The organism is Tamlana crocina, assembly GCF_012037625.1.
Window position 1 is genome coordinate 19346 of sequence record NZ_JAAVJS010000002.1, and the last position, 18267, is coordinate 37612.

An 18267-nucleotide genomic window follows, 5' to 3' on the forward strand; every position below is an offset into this window, starting at 1 on the left:
ATAACACGAAAAGTGTTGTAACTTTACGTGTTATCTTTTAGTTTTAACTTGGCAAAAGTTTAATTGACCATGGACACTTTTTTGCTGCTGTAATCAGCCTCGCGGTTTTTGGCTTCTTCTAGCCATTTAGGCACCAGTTTTTTCTTAAATTCTTCTTTTTCTGATTTTAATTTTTCAACATCGAGGCCAATATATTCCTGCGCTTTTTCTTTAGTTGAAATATCGGGCATTTCAACGGGAGCATTATGCCCCAGCTCGGCCAAGAGTCTGGCCAATTTTAAACGTCCTTCCTGAATAATGGTTAAGGCACCGCCCATAACGCGAGCCGTTTCAACAGGCGAATGGAAAGAAGCGCCATGTGCAGCAGCCGAATAATCCCAACGCCATTGCGCATGGCGGATATCGGTTAAAATATCTTTCATTTGTGCTTCGGTGGCGCCTAAATCCCAAGCTTTTTTAGCCTCGATATGTGCCTTCACCAAAAAGTCTTCCAACTTCAAGCGGTTTTCTGTGGCTTTACGTTGGCGTTCGTATACATTTAGTTTCAGTTTCTCTGCATCCTCGCGATGGCAAACTTGGCAGGCGTTGGCTACATTGTTGAGAGGCGACTGAATGTGATGGTCGGTAAATTTTTGCCCACCCTCACTTTTATAAGGCATGTGGCAATCGGCACAAGACACGCCCCTGTCGGCATGTACACCCGTTAAATACGTTTCGTAACCCGGGTGCTGTGCCTTTAACATTGGGGCACGACTTAACTGATGGGTCCAATCACTGAACTCTATCTCATCGTAATATTCTTCCATGGCTTCAGCCGTCATTCCATTTTTCCATGGAAATTTTAAATAAGGCACCCCTTCTTTTCCGGGTAATTTTTTATCAAAATAGTACTCTACGTGGCACTGTGCACAAACCAACGAACGCATTTCTTGGTGCGTTGCTTGATTGATATCTTTGCCCATTTCTTGAAACGCCTCAACCAAAGCCGGTCTGGTAATGGTGAGTTTCATGGTTTTTGAATCGTGGCAATCTGCACAGCCAATGGGGTTAACCACTTCTGCCCCTTTATCGGCCCATTTACCGGAATAAAATTCGGCAATGCCATTTTCGTTCATTAAACGCGGTACATCTGGGCTTTTACAGGTCCAGCAAGTGGCCGGCATTGGGCCATCGCCTTTCCCCTCGGGCGCACCAGTTCTCAAGGTATTGTGTATATCTTCAATGGCGTAATAATGCCCTCTACCCTGACTATAATCTTTTGAAAATCCATAGCCTGCCCATAGCACTACCAAACGTGAATCTTCATGCAGTACGTCGCGCATGGCAGAACCGCCCTGCATGGATGCAAAACTGGTATCGGCAGTCTGTAAGTACGATTGATATTCGGCAGGAAAGTTTTTGCCCCATTCTTCGTTACGGGGTTCGTTTTCCCCAAGCTCAACTTTGGGAACGTACTTGTATTTAGCCTCATTTTTTCGGTTAACAATACTAGATGCTAACATTCCTAATAGAAACACTACTACTGCGGTAACGATAAATAATACTTTGTTTTTCATTTTTTAAAAAATTATTGGTCTGCTATTTGGTCTTCCAGCCATTCTGGAATTACGGCTTCTTCGGTATCGGTGGGTAAGGGCGCTATGTTGTTTTTTATGGTTGAAATACCATGAACACTTCCATGAGGGACTTCTTGGTGGCAACTCCAACACTGCCTTTCTGTTCTATTTTCCTTATGGTCGTCAATCCAATTTGCATATTTGGTCTGGGTAACTTGCTGTACGTGGCACCTGATGCAATTATTCTGAACCACTTCTGCCGAAGCTTCTCGCATAAACATCACTTCGGGCTCGGCCCTTAACGTAAAAACGGAAGCGTGGAACAGACCATCTTTCGCCTTAAAATAATATTTATTGAACACATTGTTATGCGGCACATGGCAGTCGTTACAATTGGCCCATTCGCGGTGCGAGCTGTGCATCCAACTATTATAAACGGGTGTCATAACGTGGCAGTTTACGCAGGCTTGCGGATTATCGGACATATACGACACCAATTCGGCTTCTTTTGCCATAAAAAAACCTAATCCTGTAATAACAGCTATTAAAAAAACCGCTATGGTCCTCCATCTTGATGCCTTGTCCGGAAGGATGTTTTTTCGAAGGTTCACAATTGTTAAGTATTAATGTTTTTTTATTAGTTGCACTATTTTATGGCTTGGGCACGAACAAAACTCCCATATTTTTTCCTTAAAAAAACTGACTTTTATCATTGTAAAGATAAAAAAATCACTTCTTACTCAATGTTATGAACACATTAATTTTTATTATTTTTCCTATATTTTATATTCCCCAATTCAATCCCAATAGCCGTTTTAGCCAAAATGGTAAAAACAAAAGCGCCAAGGGCCCAAATACCCAAAGTCACACCAATTTCGATGCCCGTGGGTGTGTATTCGGCAATTTTACCGTAAGGTCCGGGGATAAACCCGGGAACAATCAATCCGAAGCCTTTTTCAATCCAAATGGCCACAAATAAAATAAAACAAGAAAAGAACAGCACCTTAAAATTATTGCGCAATTTATGGAAAGTCAACAGCACGGTAGCCAATACATTTAATGGAATGGCCGTCCAAATCCATGGCAATAAAGCATCTTTACCATGCAGACCAAAAAACAAATAGTAAGCGCTCTCGCTGTGGTGGGTGGGCGCATAAAACTCTTTGAATAATTCCGAAATCAACATAATTAAGTTGATTTGTGCAGCTACAGTGACCACCATCGCAATTTTCTTGATGGTTTTATCTTCAATTTTAAACGCGGTAAAGTTTCTAATAATGGCCAAGACCAAAATGATCAACGCCGGACCCGCCGCAAAAGCCGATGCCAAAAATCGAGGTCCCAAAAGGGCATTGTTCCAGAATGGACGGGCCTGTAAACCCTGATACAAAAACGCTGTAACCAAATGAATACCTACCGCCCAAAACACCGACAAAATGGCTCCGGGCACATATACGCTCGATTTGGCTTCCTTGCCTTGATAGTGCCTAAACAAAATATAAAACGGAATGGTTATATTTAAGAACAAGTAGCCATTAAGTACAATAACGTCCCACGTCAGCATTGAATTCGGAAAATTAAACACCCCAATCCCCGGAATCATGTGCCATAGCACCGACGGGCCTCCCATATCGGCCACCACAAAGGCCAAGCACATAATCAATGCCGCCACAGCCAAGCCTTCCCCAATCAACACGGCCTGCTTAAAGTCAATATCTTTAAGTACATAGGTTGGCATAACCAACATAACGGCTGCCGCTGCCACACCCACCAAAAACGTAAAATTGGAAATATACAAGCCCCAACTCACCCTATCGGTCATGCCCGTTACACTAAGGCCTTCCTCCAACTGAATGGAATAGCAGTACATCCCCACCAACATGATAAAAGTGAGCACCCCCATCCAAATATGGTACTTAATAGACCCACGCGTAATGGTGTCCAAACTATCTTTTACCAAACTTTTAAAAACCTTCAATTGTTTCATCTGTTCATTTTAATTATTCTGTAAAGGCCACATGTAACACCCATTTAATCATTTCTTTTAAATCGAAATTTCAGTTATGCAGGTTTCATCAAAAAAGCTTATCATTTACATTATTTTTGGGCGTTACCCTGAAAAAGGGTCGGGCTTTCACTTCTCGCTGCCTCTCCCGATAACTATCTGGATCGGCGAGCTCAAACATACCGTTCAATCCCTAACGCAAAGCCAACGTTAATCCATAAAATACCAGAATTTGGGCTCGGTACCCAAATCTTCTTTCAGCCTAAACACTTTTTTATTTTCAAGCACCCATCTTATGGTACTGTTGGGGTCCAATAAATTGCCAAAAATGCGTGCGCCCGTGGGGCAAGCCTCAACACAAGCTGGGTTTTTCCCCGCCCGGGAACGCTGCACGCAAAAGGTGCATTTTTCCATCACCCCTTTTTTACGCATACGGTTTCCCAAATAATGTTGATTTTTATTGATTTCTTCCTCTGGCACTTCGGGCTTGCTCCAGTTAAACCGTCGGCCATCATAAGGGCAAGCGGCCATACAATAGCGGCAGCCCACGCACCAATCGTAATCTACCACTACCAAACCGTCATCTTCGCGCCAAGTGGCCTGCACGGGGCAAACCTCTACGCAAGGCGGATTATCGCAATGGAAACACTGCGTACCCATATAAAAATGCCCTTCGGCAGGTACTTCATGGTAATAATTATCGTCGGCCTCATTAAAATTAAAGCCTTGTCCGTCCTTCATTTCATGTATGCGGATGTATTGCATTTGCGAATTTCTATCCTGGTTGTTCTCCTCAACACAAGCGCTCACGCAATCCATATAGCCTTGGCATTTTGAAATATTAAAGGCGTAACCGTACAACACATCGTCCTCTGCATTTTTGGACGACATGCTAATGTTTTTACCCGTACGCAACTCATACGAACGCATCAGCCGTTCTACCGTAGCCTTTTTTTCGTCATCGTTCATCAGTTTATAGTTGCCCTTAAACTGCTCTTCCCAATCAATTTGGGCTTTTTCCTTGGTATCGTCGCCAGCCATCATGCTGCAAGAAGTGCTTACCGCGCCAGCCCCTACCAACAAACTGGCGGTAAGTTTTTTAAAAGCTGAGCGCCTGCTCATTTTAACATCAAAAACCTGATCAAAACCATCCTTTACCCGCTCCTCTCCAATAGAAGCATTGATGGCGGCCTCGTTAAATGCTTCTTCTGTCATTTGATGGTCAACAGCATTTGAGCCGCAACCTTCAGAAGTTTTTCCGCAACCGCAAGACGAATGCGGCTCTGCTTTCTTCCTTCCGAGGTTCAACGAAAACCATTTTTTTCTTTCACTGCTCATACCTAAATTATTGCTTTTAATCATTCCCTCGAAAGAGGGAACCTCTCTAATAGTTTCTATTCTCTTTCTTTTACTTTTTGCGTATTGAAACGCGCTGGCCAGCGCGACTCAAAATGAGGCTCGTGTGGGTTATGGCAATTTACGCACGTCATTGATGCCCTTGGCGGTGCCCATCCTCCTATACGCTTTCCGTGCGCTCCGCCTTTCCAATCTTCAAACTGTTGGGCATGGCACTGGTTGCACAAATTGTAACTGTTATTAAAATCGATGTGGTTGCCCGTTAAGCTTTTTAAGCCGTCCATATTATATGGATTGTGGCAGGTCACACAATTCATGGTATTTTGGTTGGCGTGATCCAACTTAATATCCCAATGGGCCTTTTTAAAATCACTGCTCTGCATTTGCTCCAGGGGTTGTGTATGGCATTCGGTACAAGCAAACATCTTTATTTCACCCTTACGTTCGGGAATTAAAAACGTGTGGTCACCCTCGGTGATTTCAATCATGTTGATGTCTTCAAAATATGGTTCGGAGGACAAGGATGTTCCATGGTAGTTTTCTCCTTCAGCTTCAATCTTATCCATTATGCCATGATACTCCCCCTCGCCATGCTTGCACGAGAAGCCCCCTAAAACCATAAAAAGGCATACTATTTTTATTGTAAAATATTTGTTACTGCACATAATCACTTACCCTTTTAAAAGTTCCAATATCAGTGGTTTCTTTGTTGTTTGGCACATGGCATTGCCTACAATTTACCCTTTCGGGGTGGGTTACCCTAATTTCTTTTGGCGCACTGGGACCGGCATGGCACGACAAACAATTTTCGTGCATTTGTATTTGGTGCGGAACTACCGGTGGGCTGCCCAACATGGCATTATTAACCCCAACTTCGGGTGCTTTTATCTTTTCAAAATTAGTCCCTTTGAATAACCCCTTTCCCACTTGTGCCACATGGCACTGACGGCAATTTATCATTTCGGGATGTGGTGTTACTGGGGCATAGGCATCGAACTTGGCCACAAAACCTCCATTTTGATGGCATTTTAAGCACACATCCTCGCCCATGCTTCGCTCATTGGCCACAGGATGTGGAATACTTGGAGGCGCCCCATGGAAAGCCCGATTACCATAATAGGTTTTTAAACTGCGCTGATGGGTTTCATCAATAGGCATATTGGCATAATCCAACGCATAGCTGGAACGCTCGAAAACGCCACTTTCAGAAGGCATCAACGTTATTGGGTTTTCGCTTTCAATAGGAATGTAAGCTTCCTCCTTTCCTGCTTGGTAGCTAATATTCCAAACCACAATAAAGGCTATAAACAAAATGATAAATAAGGAAATAATACCGAACCGCTTCATGGTTATGCCTTTTCTACTTTAACTGCACATTTTTTATAATCGGGTTGTTTCGAAATAGGACAAAAAGCATCAAGGGTTACATCGTTAATTAACATATTTTCGTCAAAAAACGGTACAAAAACCTGATTTCTTTCTGGAACTCCTCTTTCGTTTACCGATGCCGGCAAAATAATTTCGCCACGTCTTGAAGAAATTTTCACCCTATCGCCCGTTTTTATTTGCATTTCCTTGGCCTGCCCAGGGTTAAGCTCTACATAAGCATGTGGCATGGCTTTATGCAGTACAGGAATTCTTCGCGTCATGGAGCCCGTATGCCAGTGCTCCACCACACGACCTGTGCATAACCAGAATGGATATTCGGTATCTGGCTCTTCGGGAGCGGGTTCGTAGGGGCGTTGCCATATTACAGCCTTACCGTCTGGTTTACCATAAAAATGGAATTTTTCACCATTGCTACACGCCGGATCATATTCCGCATTAAAACGCCATTGGGTAGATTTGCCATCAACGTACGGCCATTGTGCCCCAGGCTGCGACTTTAATACATCTAAAGGTGCCATGGCGTGTTTTTTGCCTTCGTGGTGCCTTCTGTATTCGTTATAAATTTCCTCGATATGGGTTTCTTCTTTATAATGGAATTGTTTCTCGAAGCCCAAACGCTTGGCTACCTCAACAAGCTGCCAAGTATCGCTCATAGCCTCACCTGATGGTTCTATCATTTTTTCAAAATATTGGGTGCGTCGTTCGGAATTTCCATACATACCTTCACGTTCTATCCACATGGCCGATGGCAAAATAACATCGGCAATATCGGTAGTGGGCGTTGGATAAACATCTGACACCACGATAAAGCGTCCTTCTTTTTTGGTGGCATCGCGGTAGCGCTTCAATTTGGGCATGGTTACCATAGGGTTGGTCACCTGAATCCACATAAACCGGATGTCCCCACGATCTAAAGCTCGGAACATTTCAACGGTATGATATGTGGGTTTTGATGGAATATTTTCAACGGGTACGTTCCAAATTTCGGCCGCATGCTTACGATGTTCTTCGTTCATTACCACACCATGAGGCAGTTTGTGGGTTAGCGTACCCACTTCCCTAACCGTTCCACAAGCACTGGGTTGCCCCGTTAATGAAAACGGACTGTTACCCGGTGTTGAAATTTTTCCGGTGAGTAAATGAATGTTATAAATAAGGTTGTTCATCCATGTACCACGAGTGTGCTGATTGGGGCCCATACACCACAACGACATCACTTTGGTATTGGGATTGCCGTAATGCGCGGCCATATATTTAATATCCTTGGCGGAAACTCCTGAAATTTTTTCTACTTTTTCAGGTGTGTAATCGTTTAGAAAACCCTTAAAATCTTCAAAGGAAATATTTTCAGGCTTATCGTTAAACTGATAATTGTCTTCCATACCGTACCCCATTTCAGTCAGCCCCTTACTAAAATTGCAATGCTTTTCAACAAAAGCCTTATTCACCCATCCGTTTTTTATAATTTCGTAGCAAATGGCGTTAGCAACGGCCAAATCGGTTTGTGGTTTAAAGATGATAGACTTATCGGCTGCCATACTGGTGCGGGTAGTTCGGGTGGCAAAATCTATAATTTTTACACCTCTCTTTAGTCGTTGGTCCAACAATCTTGAAAAAAGCACGGGGTGCATTTCGGCCATATTATTTCCCCACAGCACAAAAACATTGGCGTAATCGATATCTTCATAGCACCCCATAGGTTCATCGATTCCAAATGAGGTCATAAACCCTGTCACAGCACTCGCCATGCACAATCGGGCATTGGCTTCTATATTGTTTGTACCTATACATCCCTTAAATAATTTTGAAGCCACATATCCATCAGGGATGGTCCACTGACCGGAACCATAAATGGAAACCGCATCTTTACCATAATCGGCAATGGTTTCTTTCATTTTGGAAGCAATCAAATCTAAAGCTTCCTTCATAGAGGTTTCCACATACCTGCCGTTCTTTTTAATCAGCGGTTTCGTTAATCGGTCTTTGCCATATAGCGCTATTACCGAATGGTACCCCTTTACACAGCAAAGTCCTTTGTTTACCGGTGAATTTGGATCACCTTTTACTGCCACGGCCTTACCGTTTTCAATTCCCACTAAAACGCCACAGCCCACACCACAGAATCGGCATGGTGTTTTTTTCCAATCTAAATTACCGCCTTTCGGAAGGTTTTTTTCCTGTTCGTCGGCAAACAATATACCCGGAAACATGGTAGCCGCAGCGGTCATGGCCGACATAATGGCCATCTTTTTTATAAAGCTTCTTCTGTTGGTCAATGAAGTGTACATGGTTAATTGTCTTTTGTTGCATAAAACCCAGAAACCATAGCCAATAGCTTTAAATCTTCAAGACTTTCTATGGTCTGTTTTAATTTATCTTCTTGTTCTTGATTATCGGTTTCTGTAACTACGATAAGGAGGTTTTCGTTCTCCGCAGGTATGACTTCACAATTAGGCAAAGCGCTTAAAGCCTCGATAAGGCTCTCTTTTTTACCACTATGTGGATGTGCCAAATAGCTTTTTATAGGCATAAAAATTAATTTATCATTTAAAAGGATAAAACTCCCCTAATTTAATAAAATAAAAACTGACAATTGTCATATTCGCATTATTTACAATTATTTTAAACAAATTAAAATTCAATACTGAGCATATTCTTTTTTGAAAATCGAAATCGCTATATTTGCAAAGACATAACGATAAATCAACTCATGATTTCCATTGAAAAAGCCATACAACTGGTAAAACAACACGTAAAACCACTTTTAAAAACAACCCATAAACCTGTTGAAAAAGCTGGGGGCTACGAGTTATCGCAAGATATACACTCACCTATTAACATGCCTCCGTTTAGGCAATCGGCCATGGATGGTTATGCTTTGAACCTTCACGATAGTTTAGAATACCGCTTAATTGGAGAAATAAAAGCAGGCGATGGCCAACAACCTGTTTTAAAACCCGGCGAAGCTGTGCGGATATTTACCGGAGCTGCCGTGCCCGATACCGCCAATGCTGTGATGATGCAGGAAAAAGTGGGCATTAACGGCAATTCAATTACAATACAACATCCTATTGAAAAAGAAACCAATATCCGTCCGTTGGGCGAGCAAGTAAAACAAGGCGCATTGGCATTAAAAAAAGGTACCAAATTAACGCCAGCCGCTATTGGCTACTTATCCTCGCTGGGCATTCAGGACGTTTCGGTTTTTCAAAAACCATCCATAGCACTTATTTCAACAGGCAACGAACTGGTTGAACCGGGTACCGATTTATCTCATGGTAAAATTTACGAAAGCAACTCAAAAATGCTTTTAAGTGCCCTTTACAGCCTAAAATTTTATGATGTCTCTATTGATAAAGTGGAAGACGATTACACCAAAACCTTAACCAAACTAAAAACCATTATTGAGCAAAATGATTTGGTGCTGATAACCGGTGGTATTTCGGTTGGTGATTATGATTATGTGGGTAAAGCCTTGAATGAACTCGGCGTTGAGGAAGTGTTTTACAAGGTGAAGCAAAAACCGGGCAAACCGTTATTCTTCGGAAAAAAAGAGAACACCTCCATTTTTGCCTTACCAGGAAACCCTGCCGCTGCACTCACCTGTTTTTATGTTTATGTGTATATCGCGTTGCAAAACCTCATGGGGCGCGACAACAACCAATTGCCTTACGTTGAAGCAAAATCGCTTTCAGCTTTTCAAAAGAAAGGCGACCGACCACAATTTTTAAAAGCGATTTATAACAATGGAACTGTAGAAATATTGGAAGGCCAAAGTTCGGCCATGCAACAAACCTTTGCCCTATCGAACGCTTTGGTTTTTGCTACAGAAACCACCACACAAATCGATATTAACGACAGCGTTGAAACCATTTTATTACCCGTATAGCATGGATTACAAAATAAAAAGCAGAATATGGATTGAGTCGGAAAACAATGTGCTTTTAGGCGAGGGCCGTGTTAAATTATTGAAAGCCATTGAGGAAACGGGCTCGCTTTCAAAAGCCGCCAAATCACTAAATCTGTCTTATAAAAAAGCCTGGCACTTAATCGATTCGGTGAACAAAACAGCCAAAAAACCAGTAACCATAAACAGTATTGGCGGTAAAGGTGGCGGCGGTGCCGAACTGACCGATTATGGCAAATCGCTCATTACAGCATTCGACGATATTAACAAAAACTGTTGGAATTTTTTGGACCAGCAATTGGATAAAATAAAGGCTCTTTAATATGCTCCAAACCGAAAACATATACAGTTTTTTGTTCCTGCTGCCCATCGTGGCCTTTTTATATTCCAGCGTGGGGCATGGCGGCGCCAGTGGTTATTTGGCATTAATGGCCTTATTTTCATTTGCACCAGAAACCATGAAACCCACGGCTTTATTGCTCAATCTTTTTGTTGCAGGCATTTCGTTTTATTATTATTATCGAGGCGGATTTTTCAACAAAAAACTGTTTATTTCGTTTGCCATAGCTTCCATTCCTCTGGCATTTATTGGTGGTACTTTAGAAATTGACGCCTCACTTTACAAGAAAATATTAGCTGTACTATTGGTGTTCGCCATACTAAAAATGCTTAACGTTTTTGGCAAGGAACGCCACACCATAAAAGAAGTAATATTGTGGCAAGGATTGGTTGTTGGTGGCATTATTGGTTTTTTATCAGGACTTATCGGTATTGGTGGCGGCATTATTTTAACGCCCATAATTTTATTGCTGCACTGGGGAAAAATGAAGGAAGCCGCAGCCGTTTCGGCCTTGTTTATTTGGGTGAATTCAGCTGCCGGACTTATTGGGCAAATTAGTAGTGGCGTTCGTTTAGAGACAGCATCGTTCCTTTTGGTGGCCATCGCCCTAATTGGAGGCGTTTTGGGCGGCTATTTGGGAAGCAAAAAAATAAACAACCAAAGTTTAAGATACATTTTGGCATTTGTGCTGATTATCGCTTCGGTAAAATTGTTTTTCACTTAAAATGATTGAAAAAAATAACATAACAGGCATTATTTTGGCGGGCGGAAAAAGCTCCCGAATGGGTACAGACAAAGGATTGTTGCTGTTTAATGACAAACCATTTGTTCAGCAAAGTATCGATGCGTTGTCGCCTTTAGTTTCTGAAATTATTATTGTTTCAGACCGCACAGATTACGACCGCTTTGGTTTTAAACGCATAAAGGACGAGGTAAAAGATGCCGGCCCCGTATCGGGAATTCACTCCGGATTAAAAGCCTCTACCACAACATTCAATTTAGTTTTAAGTTGTGATATCCCATTGATTACGACTAAAATTTTAAGAAAACTGATTGAACATGCCGATGGCAAATCGGAAATCATTCAAATTGAAAGCAACGGAAAATCCATGCCGCTCATTGCGCTGTACAAACGGGATGTAAAAGACAAATTCCAAAAGCTGCTGCAGCAAGACGAACGCCGATTGCGGGTGGCCGTACAATCCTGTATTGTTAAAAATGTGGTTTTGGAAGACGATTTAAACCGTGCCACCACAAATGTGAATACGAAAGAAGAATTAAAACAGCTTAACAGTGAATATAACCATTAAATATTTCGGACAAATTGCCGAAGTCACCCAAAAGGAATCGGAGCAATTGGATTTTTCCGAAGGTTCAATTGCAGAGGTTTTAGATGTGCTTTATTCTAAATACGGCACATTAAAGAATAAAGAATTTAAAATAGCTCAAAACCAAGAGTTAGTTTCGGAAAACGAAAAATTAACAGGCGCGGAAATTGCGTTGTTGCCACCGTTTTCGGGAGGGTGAAGAAACATTAGTATCTAATGTCATTACGAGGAGGAAACGACGAAGTAATCTTTCAAAAAATTGGATATAAAAATAATAAGATTGCTTCACTTCGCTCGCAATGACGAAAATTTACAGGAATGAACAGATACAACAGACATATTATTTTACCAGAAATTGGGCAAACGGGCCAAGATAAAATAAACAACGCCAAAGTGCTGGTTATTGGTGCCGGCGGATTGGGTTGCCCTATTTTACAATATTTGGCCGCTGCCGGTGTGGGCTCTTTGGGCATTATTGATTTTGATGTGGTTGAAGCCTCAAATTTGCAACGCCAAGTGTTATTCGGCAATTCTACTTTAGGCCAAAATAAAGCCATGGCAGCCAAACAGCGCTTGGAGGATTTAAACCCCGAAATTTCCATTAGCGCTTACGCAGAACAATTAACCTACCAAAATGCCATCGAGCTTTTTGAAAAATACGATGTGGTTGTTGATGGCTCCGATAATTTCGAAACCCGTTATTTGGTAAACGATGCTTGTGTTATCACCAACACGCCATTGGTTTTTGGGGCGATTTTTAAATTTGAAGGACAGGTTTCGGTGTTTAATTACAACAATGGTCCCAGTTATCGTTGTTTGTTCCCCAGCGCGCCAGAAAAAGGCAGCGTGCCCAACTGTTCAGAAATTGGTGTTTTGGGTGTTTTACCGGGTATTATCGGAACCATGCAAGCTAACGAAGCTTTAAAAATCATTTTGGGAATTGGCACTACCCTTTCCGGAAAATTACTTTGCTACAACGCATTGACCGCACAATCGCATATTTTAAAAATCAGCAAATCGGAAAATGAAATTTCAAAAGTCTTGAATGAAAAGCACCTTTTCAGCCAAAAAGAAATGGAAGCAAATTGTGCCATTCCAAACGCAGCTATTTCAATTGAAAACATTTTGAAAAAAGAAAACATTCAATTGATAGACGTTCGCGAACCGCACGAACTTCCCAAAGTTGAAGATTTGGAGGTTACATATATTCCGTTAAGTCAGTTGAAAAACAATTTAGAAAAAATCGATTCAAAGAAAGAAAAGTTCATTTTTTGCCAGTCGGGTATCCGCAGCAAAAAGGCCGTTTCTTTTTTATTTGAATTAGGTTTTTCAAATTGCTCCAGTATCAAGGAAGGTGCTCCAGAAATCAATAATTATTTAGAAACACAACAAAAAGCAACGACAGATGTCAGATAAAAAACCAAAAAACGTATTTAAAGAAGGGGCTATTTCTTCAGCATTTATTGGAGAATCTATTGCCAAACACCAAACCAAAACCAGTATTGGCGCGCACAACATATTTTTAGGGCAAGTACGTGCCGATGTGATTAACGGAAAAACCGTTTCAGCTATAGAATACACTGCCTATGAAGATATGGCCAACAAGAAATTCCACGAAATAAGAGAGTCGGCTTTTGAAAAATTCGATATGACCTGCATGCATATTTACCACAGTTTAGGAACTGTTAAAGCGGGTGAAATTTGCCTATTTGTTTTTGTATCATCGCCCCGACGCAAAGTGGTTTTTGATGCTTTAGAGTACATCGTTGAAGAAATTAAAGCCCACGTTCCTGTTTTCGGCAAGGAGATTTTTGAGGACGAAACACATCAATGGAAAGTTAATAGTTAAGAAAATGGTCGACATCACACATAAAAACACCACGCTTAGAACCGCCATTGCGCAGGCAGTCATTAAAGTGAGTAAGCCCGAAACCATCGAAGCTATAAAAAACGACACCGTACCCAAAGGCAATGTGTTTGCCATGAGCAAGGCCGCCGGACTTTTGGGCGTAAAACGTACCCCGGACATTCTACCCGACTGCCACCCCTTGCCTATCGAGTTTACGGGTGTGGAATATGAAATAAACGGACTGGAAATTACCGTGCTATTCACTGTAAAAACCATTTATAAAACAGGCGTTGAAGTAGAAGCCATGCATGGCGCCAGTGTGGTTGCGCTGAATATGTACGATATGTTGAAACCTATCGACAAAGGCATTGAAATTCACCATATAAAATTATTGAACAAAAAAGGTGGAAAATCCAGTTTCAAAAACCGTTTTAGAACCGATTTAACCGCTGCAGTTATTGTATGTAGCGATACCATTTCGGCAGGCGAAAAAGAAGATAAAGCAGGTAAAGCCATCATTAAAAAACTGGAAGCTTCCAATGTTAAGGTAAACGAATATATCGTCATTCCCGATGAACACAAAACCATCCAAAATAAAGCAAAAACTTACCAAGAAAAAGGCATCGATTTAATTATTTACACCGGAGGAACAGGGCTTTCAAGTCGCGATGTTACTCCCGAAGCTTTAATCCCGTTATTGGACAGACGCATTCCTGGTATTGAAGAAGCCATTCGTAATTACGGACAGGACCGAACACCTTATGCGATGCTTTCGCGCAGTGTGGCCGGCACCATCGGGAACACTTTGGTATTGGCATTACCGGGCTCTACCAATGGCGCTAAAGAATCTATGGATGCCATATTTCCATCGGTACTGCACATTTTTGGGGTTTTACGAGGCGCAAGACATGATTAAAGCCCCTCCCAGAATTGCAAAAAAGCAATTCTGACCTCCCAAAAAGGGAAGTAAAAAAGAATAAAGAAATGACTACAGATAAAAACATATTACAGGATAATTTTGGCAGAGCGCATACCTATTTACGCATTTCGCTGATAGAACGTTGCAATTTAAGATGCACGTACTGCATGCCCGAAGAAGGCGTACAGCTCTCTCCAAAAAGTAGTTTAATGACGTATGAGGAAATTTTTAGCATTGCCCAAACCTTTGTAAAACACGGTGTTTCTAAAATCAGATTGACGGGTGGCGAACCATTAATAAGGAAGGACATTCCTGTTATTTTGGAAAAATTGGCCACACTTCCTGTGGAATTATCCATTACCACCAACGCCGTTATTATTGATAAATTTATTGATGTGCTAAAATCTAACGGCGTAAATAAAATCAATGTGAGCTTGGATTCATTGGATGAAAAAAAATTTAAGCACATTACCCGACGCCACGAGTTTAAAAAAGTTTATAACAATATTTTGCTTTTGGTAAAAGAAGGTTTTATCGTGAAAGTGAACGCCGTTTTAATGAAAGGTTTTAATGATAACGAAATTATTGACTTTATCAATTTCACTAAAGACTTGCCTATTTCAGTACGTTTTATTGAGTTTATGCCCTTTGATGGCAATAAGTGGGATATGAGCAAAATGGTAAGTTACGCCGAAGTGATGGAATATGTTAACGCTTCTTTTCCCAAAGATGATATTATTCGCTTAAAAGATGCACCCAACGATACTTCAAAAAACTATAAAATAAAAGGTTACCGAGGCAGCTTTGCTATTATCAGCTCGGTAACCAATCCGTTTTGCGATTCGTGCAACAGGCTACGGTTGACCGCCAATGGCCAATTGAAAAATTGTTTATTTTCATCCTCCGAATCCGATTTATTGACCCCCCTTCGGGCAGGACATTCTATTGAACCTGTTATACAACAAGCTGTGCAAGCTAAATTTAAAGTGCGTGGCGGTATGGATACCTTAAAAAAATTGCAAGAACCCAAACTACACAACAACAACCGCAGTATGATTACAATTGGCGGCTAACCAATTTTAGAAAAGGATTCTAAATATTCGAGAAATTCCACATTTCTACAAATCAACCCCTTAGATCAATTCTTAAAATTAAATGAAATTTTAATTAGGATAAATTTGTCCTTTATTGTATTGTAACTTATTTTTGCAATCAAAATTTAATCTCACACACCAAAAGAGGACAAATTTATCTTTTAAAAATTAATAACATAAACACTACAAAATGAAAAAAACATGGATTACATTTATTAGCGTTGTGGTACTATCGTTCATAACGTTAATATGGATTGGAACCGAGGTTTACCAAACCCAACCGCCGTTACCCGAAACGGTGGTTGTAAAAGAAACTCAGGAGGTTCTGTACACAAAAGCTGACATCCAAATTGGGCAAAACGTTTGGGAATCCATCGGTGGTATGGAAGTCGGTTCTATTTGGGGCCACGGAAGTTATGTGGCACCAGATTGGACGGCCGACTGGATCCACAAAGAAGCCGTTTTTATGCTTGATGCCTGGGCAAAATCCGATTTCAATACAACTTACGAAAACTTAAATGTAGAACAAAAGGCAGCCATAAAAGCACGGTTAATTCAAGACGTAAAAACAAACACTTACAACGAAACAGACCAGAGCATTACCATTTCAGAAAGTAGGTTGGCGGCCATTAAAGAAAACATAAAATATTATTCTTCTATTTTTTCTGAAGGCCATGAGGAGTATGCCATCCCGAAAGGTGCATTAGTAGATCCCGTAAAATTAGAGCAACTTAATGCCTTTTTATTCTGGACATCGTGGGCAGCAACCACCTATCGCCCGGGGCAGGATTACACTTACACCTCCAACTGGCCACACGAACCGCTTATTGATAATACTATTACAAAAGGCTCTTTGGTTTGGTCTGGGCTTTCAGTCGTTTTATTGCTTTTATTTATTGGAATCCTTACCTACTATTATTTGGTAAATCACGAAAAAGGCGAGCTGCTTGAAAAGCCAAATACAGATCCTTTAACAAACCTGAAACTGTATCCTTCACAAAAGGCCATTTTAAAGTACTTTGTGGTGATTTCTTTATTGATTGCCTTACAAGTTATTTTGGGAGCAGCAACGGTTCATTACACCGTTGAAGGCCAATCGTTTTTTGGGTTCGACCTATCGCAATACCTTCCGTATTCGGTAACTAGAACATGGCATACGCAATTGGCCGTATTTTGGATTGCCGCTACTTGGCTGGCCACAGGTTTATTTTTAGCGCCTATGATCTCTGGAAAAGAAATGAAATTCCAACGTTTTGGTATTAACTTTCTTTTTGGAGCACTTTTAGTTATCGTTTTAGGTTCAATGTTTGGCGAATGGTTGGGCATACACCAATTTTTCGATTTAACTACCAACTTTTTCTTCGGTCATCAAGGCTACGAATACATGGACTTGGGTCGTTTTTGGCAAATTTTCTTAGGTATTGGCTTAGTACTTTGGGTGATTATGGTGAGTCGTCATATTTTGTTTGCCATTCGCAAAAATGATGCTTCAAAACATCTTTTAACCATTCTTTTAATATCGGTAATGGCCATTGGCATGTTTTTCTTTTCAGGGCTAATGTACGGCGAAAATAGTACACTACCCGTTATCAACTATTGGCGATGGTGGTTGGTACACCTATGGGTTGAAGGCTTCTTCGAGGTATTCGCAACCGTAATTATTGCTTACATTTTTTCTCAAATGAAAATTATTTCGGCCAAAACCGCCGGACGTGTTTCCATCGCTTCGGCTTCTATATTTTTAGCTGGTGGAATTATTGGTACCCTGCACCATTTATATTATTCTGGCACTCCAGTACAGGCTATTGCGTTAGGGGCTACTTTCAGTGCTTTAGAAGTAGTGCCGCTAACCCTTATGGGCTTCGAAATTAGAGAAAACTGGAACTTACTGAAAAGCAGACCATGGATGCAAAAGTACAAATGGCCCATCTTTTTCTTTATTGCTGTGGCGTTTTGGAACTTTATAGGTGCCGGAGTATTTGGGTTCTTGATTAACCCGCCAATTGCATTGTATTACATTCAAGGTTTAAACACCACTGCAGTTCATGCGCATACGGCTCTGTTTGGAGTTTATGGTATGCTGGGCATGGGCTTTATTTTAATCTGTTTGCGTTTTTATTCTAACCGCTCTTGGAACAACACCAAACTAAAAAGAGCCTTTTGGTTTTTAAACATTGGGTTAGTGGCCATGGTGGTTTTAAGCCTGTTGCCTATTGGAATTATTCAGGCTTACACCTCAATTACAAATGGCTACTCGTTTGCTAGAGAAGCTGATTTACTCTATTCTCCCACCGTGCAAACCCTAAAATGGATGCGTGTAATTGGCGATGTTATATTTTCAATTGGAATATTCTATTTCTGTTGGTTTACTATCGATGAAACTATATATAATTTTAAAAGGAAGAAAGCTTTGAATCATTCACCTTCTGAAATTAACGGTGAAAAAGTAAAAGAACCTGCTGCCGAAAAAGCGGAAGTTTCTATTCTTTAATTAAAAATTAAAATATAAAAAGCTGAATTCTAA

Annotated in this window: 18 protein-coding genes; 10 read left to right on the forward strand and 8 right to left on the reverse strand. The window is 41.0% G+C overall.

Translation table 11 applies throughout. The features are described from left to right. Positions 1-59: 59 nt before the first annotated feature. The 8 genes from nrfA to HC176_RS01615 all read right to left on the reverse strand — a co-directional run bounded on the left by nrfA (position 60) and on the right by HC176_RS01615 (position 8836). On the reverse strand, positions 60-1556 hold the full coding sequence (gene nrfA, locus HC176_RS01580) for an ammonia-forming cytochrome c nitrite reductase (RefSeq protein ID WP_167916436.1): 1497 nt from the start codon (positions 1554-1556) through the stop codon (positions 60-62). Between the two features lie 11 nt (positions 1557-1567). Continuing rightward, a complete protein-coding gene (gene nrfH / locus HC176_RS01585) occupies positions 1568-2167 on the reverse strand; it encodes a cytochrome c nitrite reductase small subunit (protein ID WP_167916437.1) in 600 nt (199 codons plus the stop codon). A gap of 146 nt (positions 2168-2313) precedes the next feature. Continuing rightward, positions 2314-3543, reverse strand: coding sequence for a sulfate reduction electron transfer complex DsrMKJOP subunit DsrP (gene dsrP / locus HC176_RS01590; RefSeq protein ID WP_167916438.1), 1230 nt, complete (start codon positions 3541-3543; stop codon positions 2314-2316). A gap of 228 nt (positions 3544-3771) precedes the next feature. Next, positions 3772-4899, reverse strand: coding sequence for a 4Fe-4S dicluster domain-containing protein (locus HC176_RS01595; protein ID WP_167916439.1), 1128 nt, complete (start codon positions 4897-4899; stop codon positions 3772-3774). Between the two features lie 56 nt (positions 4900-4955). Further along, the gene (locus HC176_RS01600; protein WP_167916440.1) at positions 4956-5582 is read right to left on the reverse strand and encodes a cytochrome c3 family protein; all 627 of its coding nucleotides are present in this window, start codon (positions 5580-5582) and stop codon (positions 4956-4958) included. Continuing rightward, positions 5572-6264 (reverse strand): cytochrome C, encoded by a 693-nt coding sequence (locus tag HC176_RS01605; RefSeq protein WP_167916441.1) that lies wholly within the window; start codon positions 6262-6264, stop codon positions 5572-5574. The genes HC176_RS01600 and HC176_RS01605 overlap by 11 nt, the downstream gene beginning before the upstream one ends. Before the next feature lie 2 nt (positions 6265-6266). Then, complete coding sequence (locus tag HC176_RS01610; protein ID WP_167916442.1) at positions 6267-8594, reverse strand: molybdopterin-dependent oxidoreductase; 2328 nt, start codon at positions 8592-8594, stop codon at positions 6267-6269. 2 nt (positions 8595-8596) lie between these two features. Further along, positions 8597-8836: a chaperone NapD gene (locus HC176_RS01615; protein WP_167916443.1), complete on the reverse strand. Its 240-nt coding sequence runs from the start codon at positions 8834-8836 to the stop codon at positions 8597-8599. Positions 8837-9016: 180 nt separating this feature from the next. On the opposite strand from HC176_RS01615, the gene HC176_RS01620 reads away from it, so the two are divergent. The 10 genes from HC176_RS01620 to HC176_RS01665 all read left to right on the forward strand — a co-directional run bounded on the left by HC176_RS01620 (position 9017) and on the right by HC176_RS01665 (position 18234). Next, positions 9017-10195, forward strand: a complete 1179-nt coding sequence (locus HC176_RS01620; protein WP_167916444.1) for a molybdopterin molybdotransferase MoeA — start codon at positions 9017-9019, stop codon at positions 10193-10195. Between the two features lies 1 nt (position 10196). Further along, complete coding sequence (locus tag HC176_RS01625; RefSeq protein ID WP_167916445.1) at positions 10197-10535, forward strand: winged helix-turn-helix domain-containing protein; 339 nt, start codon at positions 10197-10199, stop codon at positions 10533-10535. A 1-nt stretch (position 10536) separates the two neighbouring features. Further along, entirely contained in the window at positions 10537-11277 is a 741-nt protein-coding gene (locus tag HC176_RS01630; RefSeq protein WP_167916446.1) for a sulfite exporter TauE/SafE family protein, read from the forward strand. 1 nt (position 11278) lies between these two features. After that, a complete protein-coding gene (gene mobA / locus HC176_RS01635; RefSeq protein ID WP_167916447.1) occupies positions 11279-11863 on the forward strand; it encodes a molybdenum cofactor guanylyltransferase in 585 nt (194 codons plus the stop codon). Continuing rightward, the gene (locus tag HC176_RS01640) at positions 11847-12080 is read left to right on the forward strand and encodes a MoaD/ThiS family protein (protein ID WP_167916448.1); all 234 of its coding nucleotides are present in this window, start codon (positions 11847-11849) and stop codon (positions 12078-12080) included. The genes mobA and HC176_RS01640 overlap by 17 nt, the downstream gene beginning before the upstream one ends. Positions 12081-12199: 119 nt before the next feature. Next, positions 12200-13297 carry a HesA/MoeB/ThiF family protein gene (moeB, locus tag HC176_RS01645; protein WP_167916449.1) on the forward strand — a complete coding sequence of 366 codons (1098 nt, stop codon included), beginning with the start codon at positions 12200-12202 and terminating at the stop codon, positions 13295-13297. Further along, positions 13287-13730, forward strand: a complete 444-nt coding sequence (locus tag HC176_RS01650) for a molybdenum cofactor biosynthesis protein MoaE (protein WP_167916450.1) — start codon at positions 13287-13289, stop codon at positions 13728-13730. The genes moeB and HC176_RS01650 overlap by 11 nt, the downstream gene beginning before the upstream one ends. A gap of 4 nt (positions 13731-13734) precedes the next feature. Next, complete coding sequence (gene moaCB, locus HC176_RS01655) at positions 13735-14646, forward strand: bifunctional molybdenum cofactor biosynthesis protein MoaC/MoaB (RefSeq protein ID WP_167916451.1); 912 nt, start codon at positions 13735-13737, stop codon at positions 14644-14646. A gap of 68 nt (positions 14647-14714) precedes the next feature. Continuing rightward, the gene (gene moaA / locus HC176_RS01660; protein WP_167916452.1) at positions 14715-15722 is read left to right on the forward strand and encodes a GTP 3',8-cyclase MoaA; all 1008 of its coding nucleotides are present in this window, start codon (positions 14715-14717) and stop codon (positions 15720-15722) included. A 211-nt stretch (positions 15723-15933) separates the two neighbouring features. Further along, on the forward strand, positions 15934-18234 hold the full coding sequence (locus HC176_RS01665; protein ID WP_167916453.1) for a nitric-oxide reductase large subunit: 2301 nt from the start codon (positions 15934-15936) through the stop codon (positions 18232-18234). Positions 18235-18267 lie beyond the last annotated feature (33 nt).

Excerpts from the sequence above, each read along its gene's own strand:
- nrfA (WP_167916436.1), bottom strand. The coding sequence starts at position 1,556 with ATGAAAAACAAAGTATTATTTATCGTTACCGCAGTAGTAGTGTTTCTA.
- dsrP (WP_167916438.1), bottom strand. The coding sequence starts at position 3,543 with ATGAAACAATTGAAGGTTTTTAAAAGTTTGGTAAAAGATAGTTTGGAC.
- HC176_RS01595 (WP_167916439.1), bottom strand. The coding sequence starts at position 4,899 with ATGAGCAGTGAAAGAAAAAAATGGTTTTCGTTGAACCTCGGAAGGAAG.
- HC176_RS01600 (WP_167916440.1), bottom strand. The coding sequence starts at position 5,582 with ATGTGCAGTAACAAATATTTTACAATAAAAATAGTATGCCTTTTTATG.
- HC176_RS01605 (WP_167916441.1), bottom strand. The coding sequence starts at position 6,264 with ATGAAGCGGTTCGGTATTATTTCCTTATTTATCATTTTGTTTATAGCC.
- HC176_RS01610 (WP_167916442.1), bottom strand. The coding sequence starts at position 8,594 with ATGTACACTTCATTGACCAACAGAAGAAGCTTTATAAAAAAGATGGCC.
- HC176_RS01615 (WP_167916443.1), bottom strand. The coding sequence starts at position 8,836 with ATGCCTATAAAAAGCTATTTGGCACATCCACATAGTGGTAAAAAAGAG.
- HC176_RS01620 (WP_167916444.1), top strand. The coding sequence starts at position 9,017 with ATGATTTCCATTGAAAAAGCCATACAACTGGTAAAACAACACGTAAAA.
- HC176_RS01625 (WP_167916445.1), top strand. The coding sequence starts at position 10,197 with ATGGATTACAAAATAAAAAGCAGAATATGGATTGAGTCGGAAAACAAT.
- HC176_RS01630 (WP_167916446.1), top strand. The coding sequence starts at position 10,537 with ATGCTCCAAACCGAAAACATATACAGTTTTTTGTTCCTGCTGCCCATC.
- mobA (WP_167916447.1), top strand. The coding sequence starts at position 11,279 with ATGATTGAAAAAAATAACATAACAGGCATTATTTTGGCGGGCGGAAAA.
- moeB (WP_167916449.1), top strand. The coding sequence starts at position 12,200 with ATGAACAGATACAACAGACATATTATTTTACCAGAAATTGGGCAAACG.
- HC176_RS01650 (WP_167916450.1), top strand. The coding sequence starts at position 13,287 with ATGTCAGATAAAAAACCAAAAAACGTATTTAAAGAAGGGGCTATTTCT.
- moaCB (WP_167916451.1), top strand. The coding sequence starts at position 13,735 with ATGGTCGACATCACACATAAAAACACCACGCTTAGAACCGCCATTGCG.
- moaA (WP_167916452.1), top strand. The coding sequence starts at position 14,715 with ATGACTACAGATAAAAACATATTACAGGATAATTTTGGCAGAGCGCAT.
- HC176_RS01665 (WP_167916453.1), top strand. The coding sequence starts at position 15,934 with ATGAAAAAAACATGGATTACATTTATTAGCGTTGTGGTACTATCGTTC.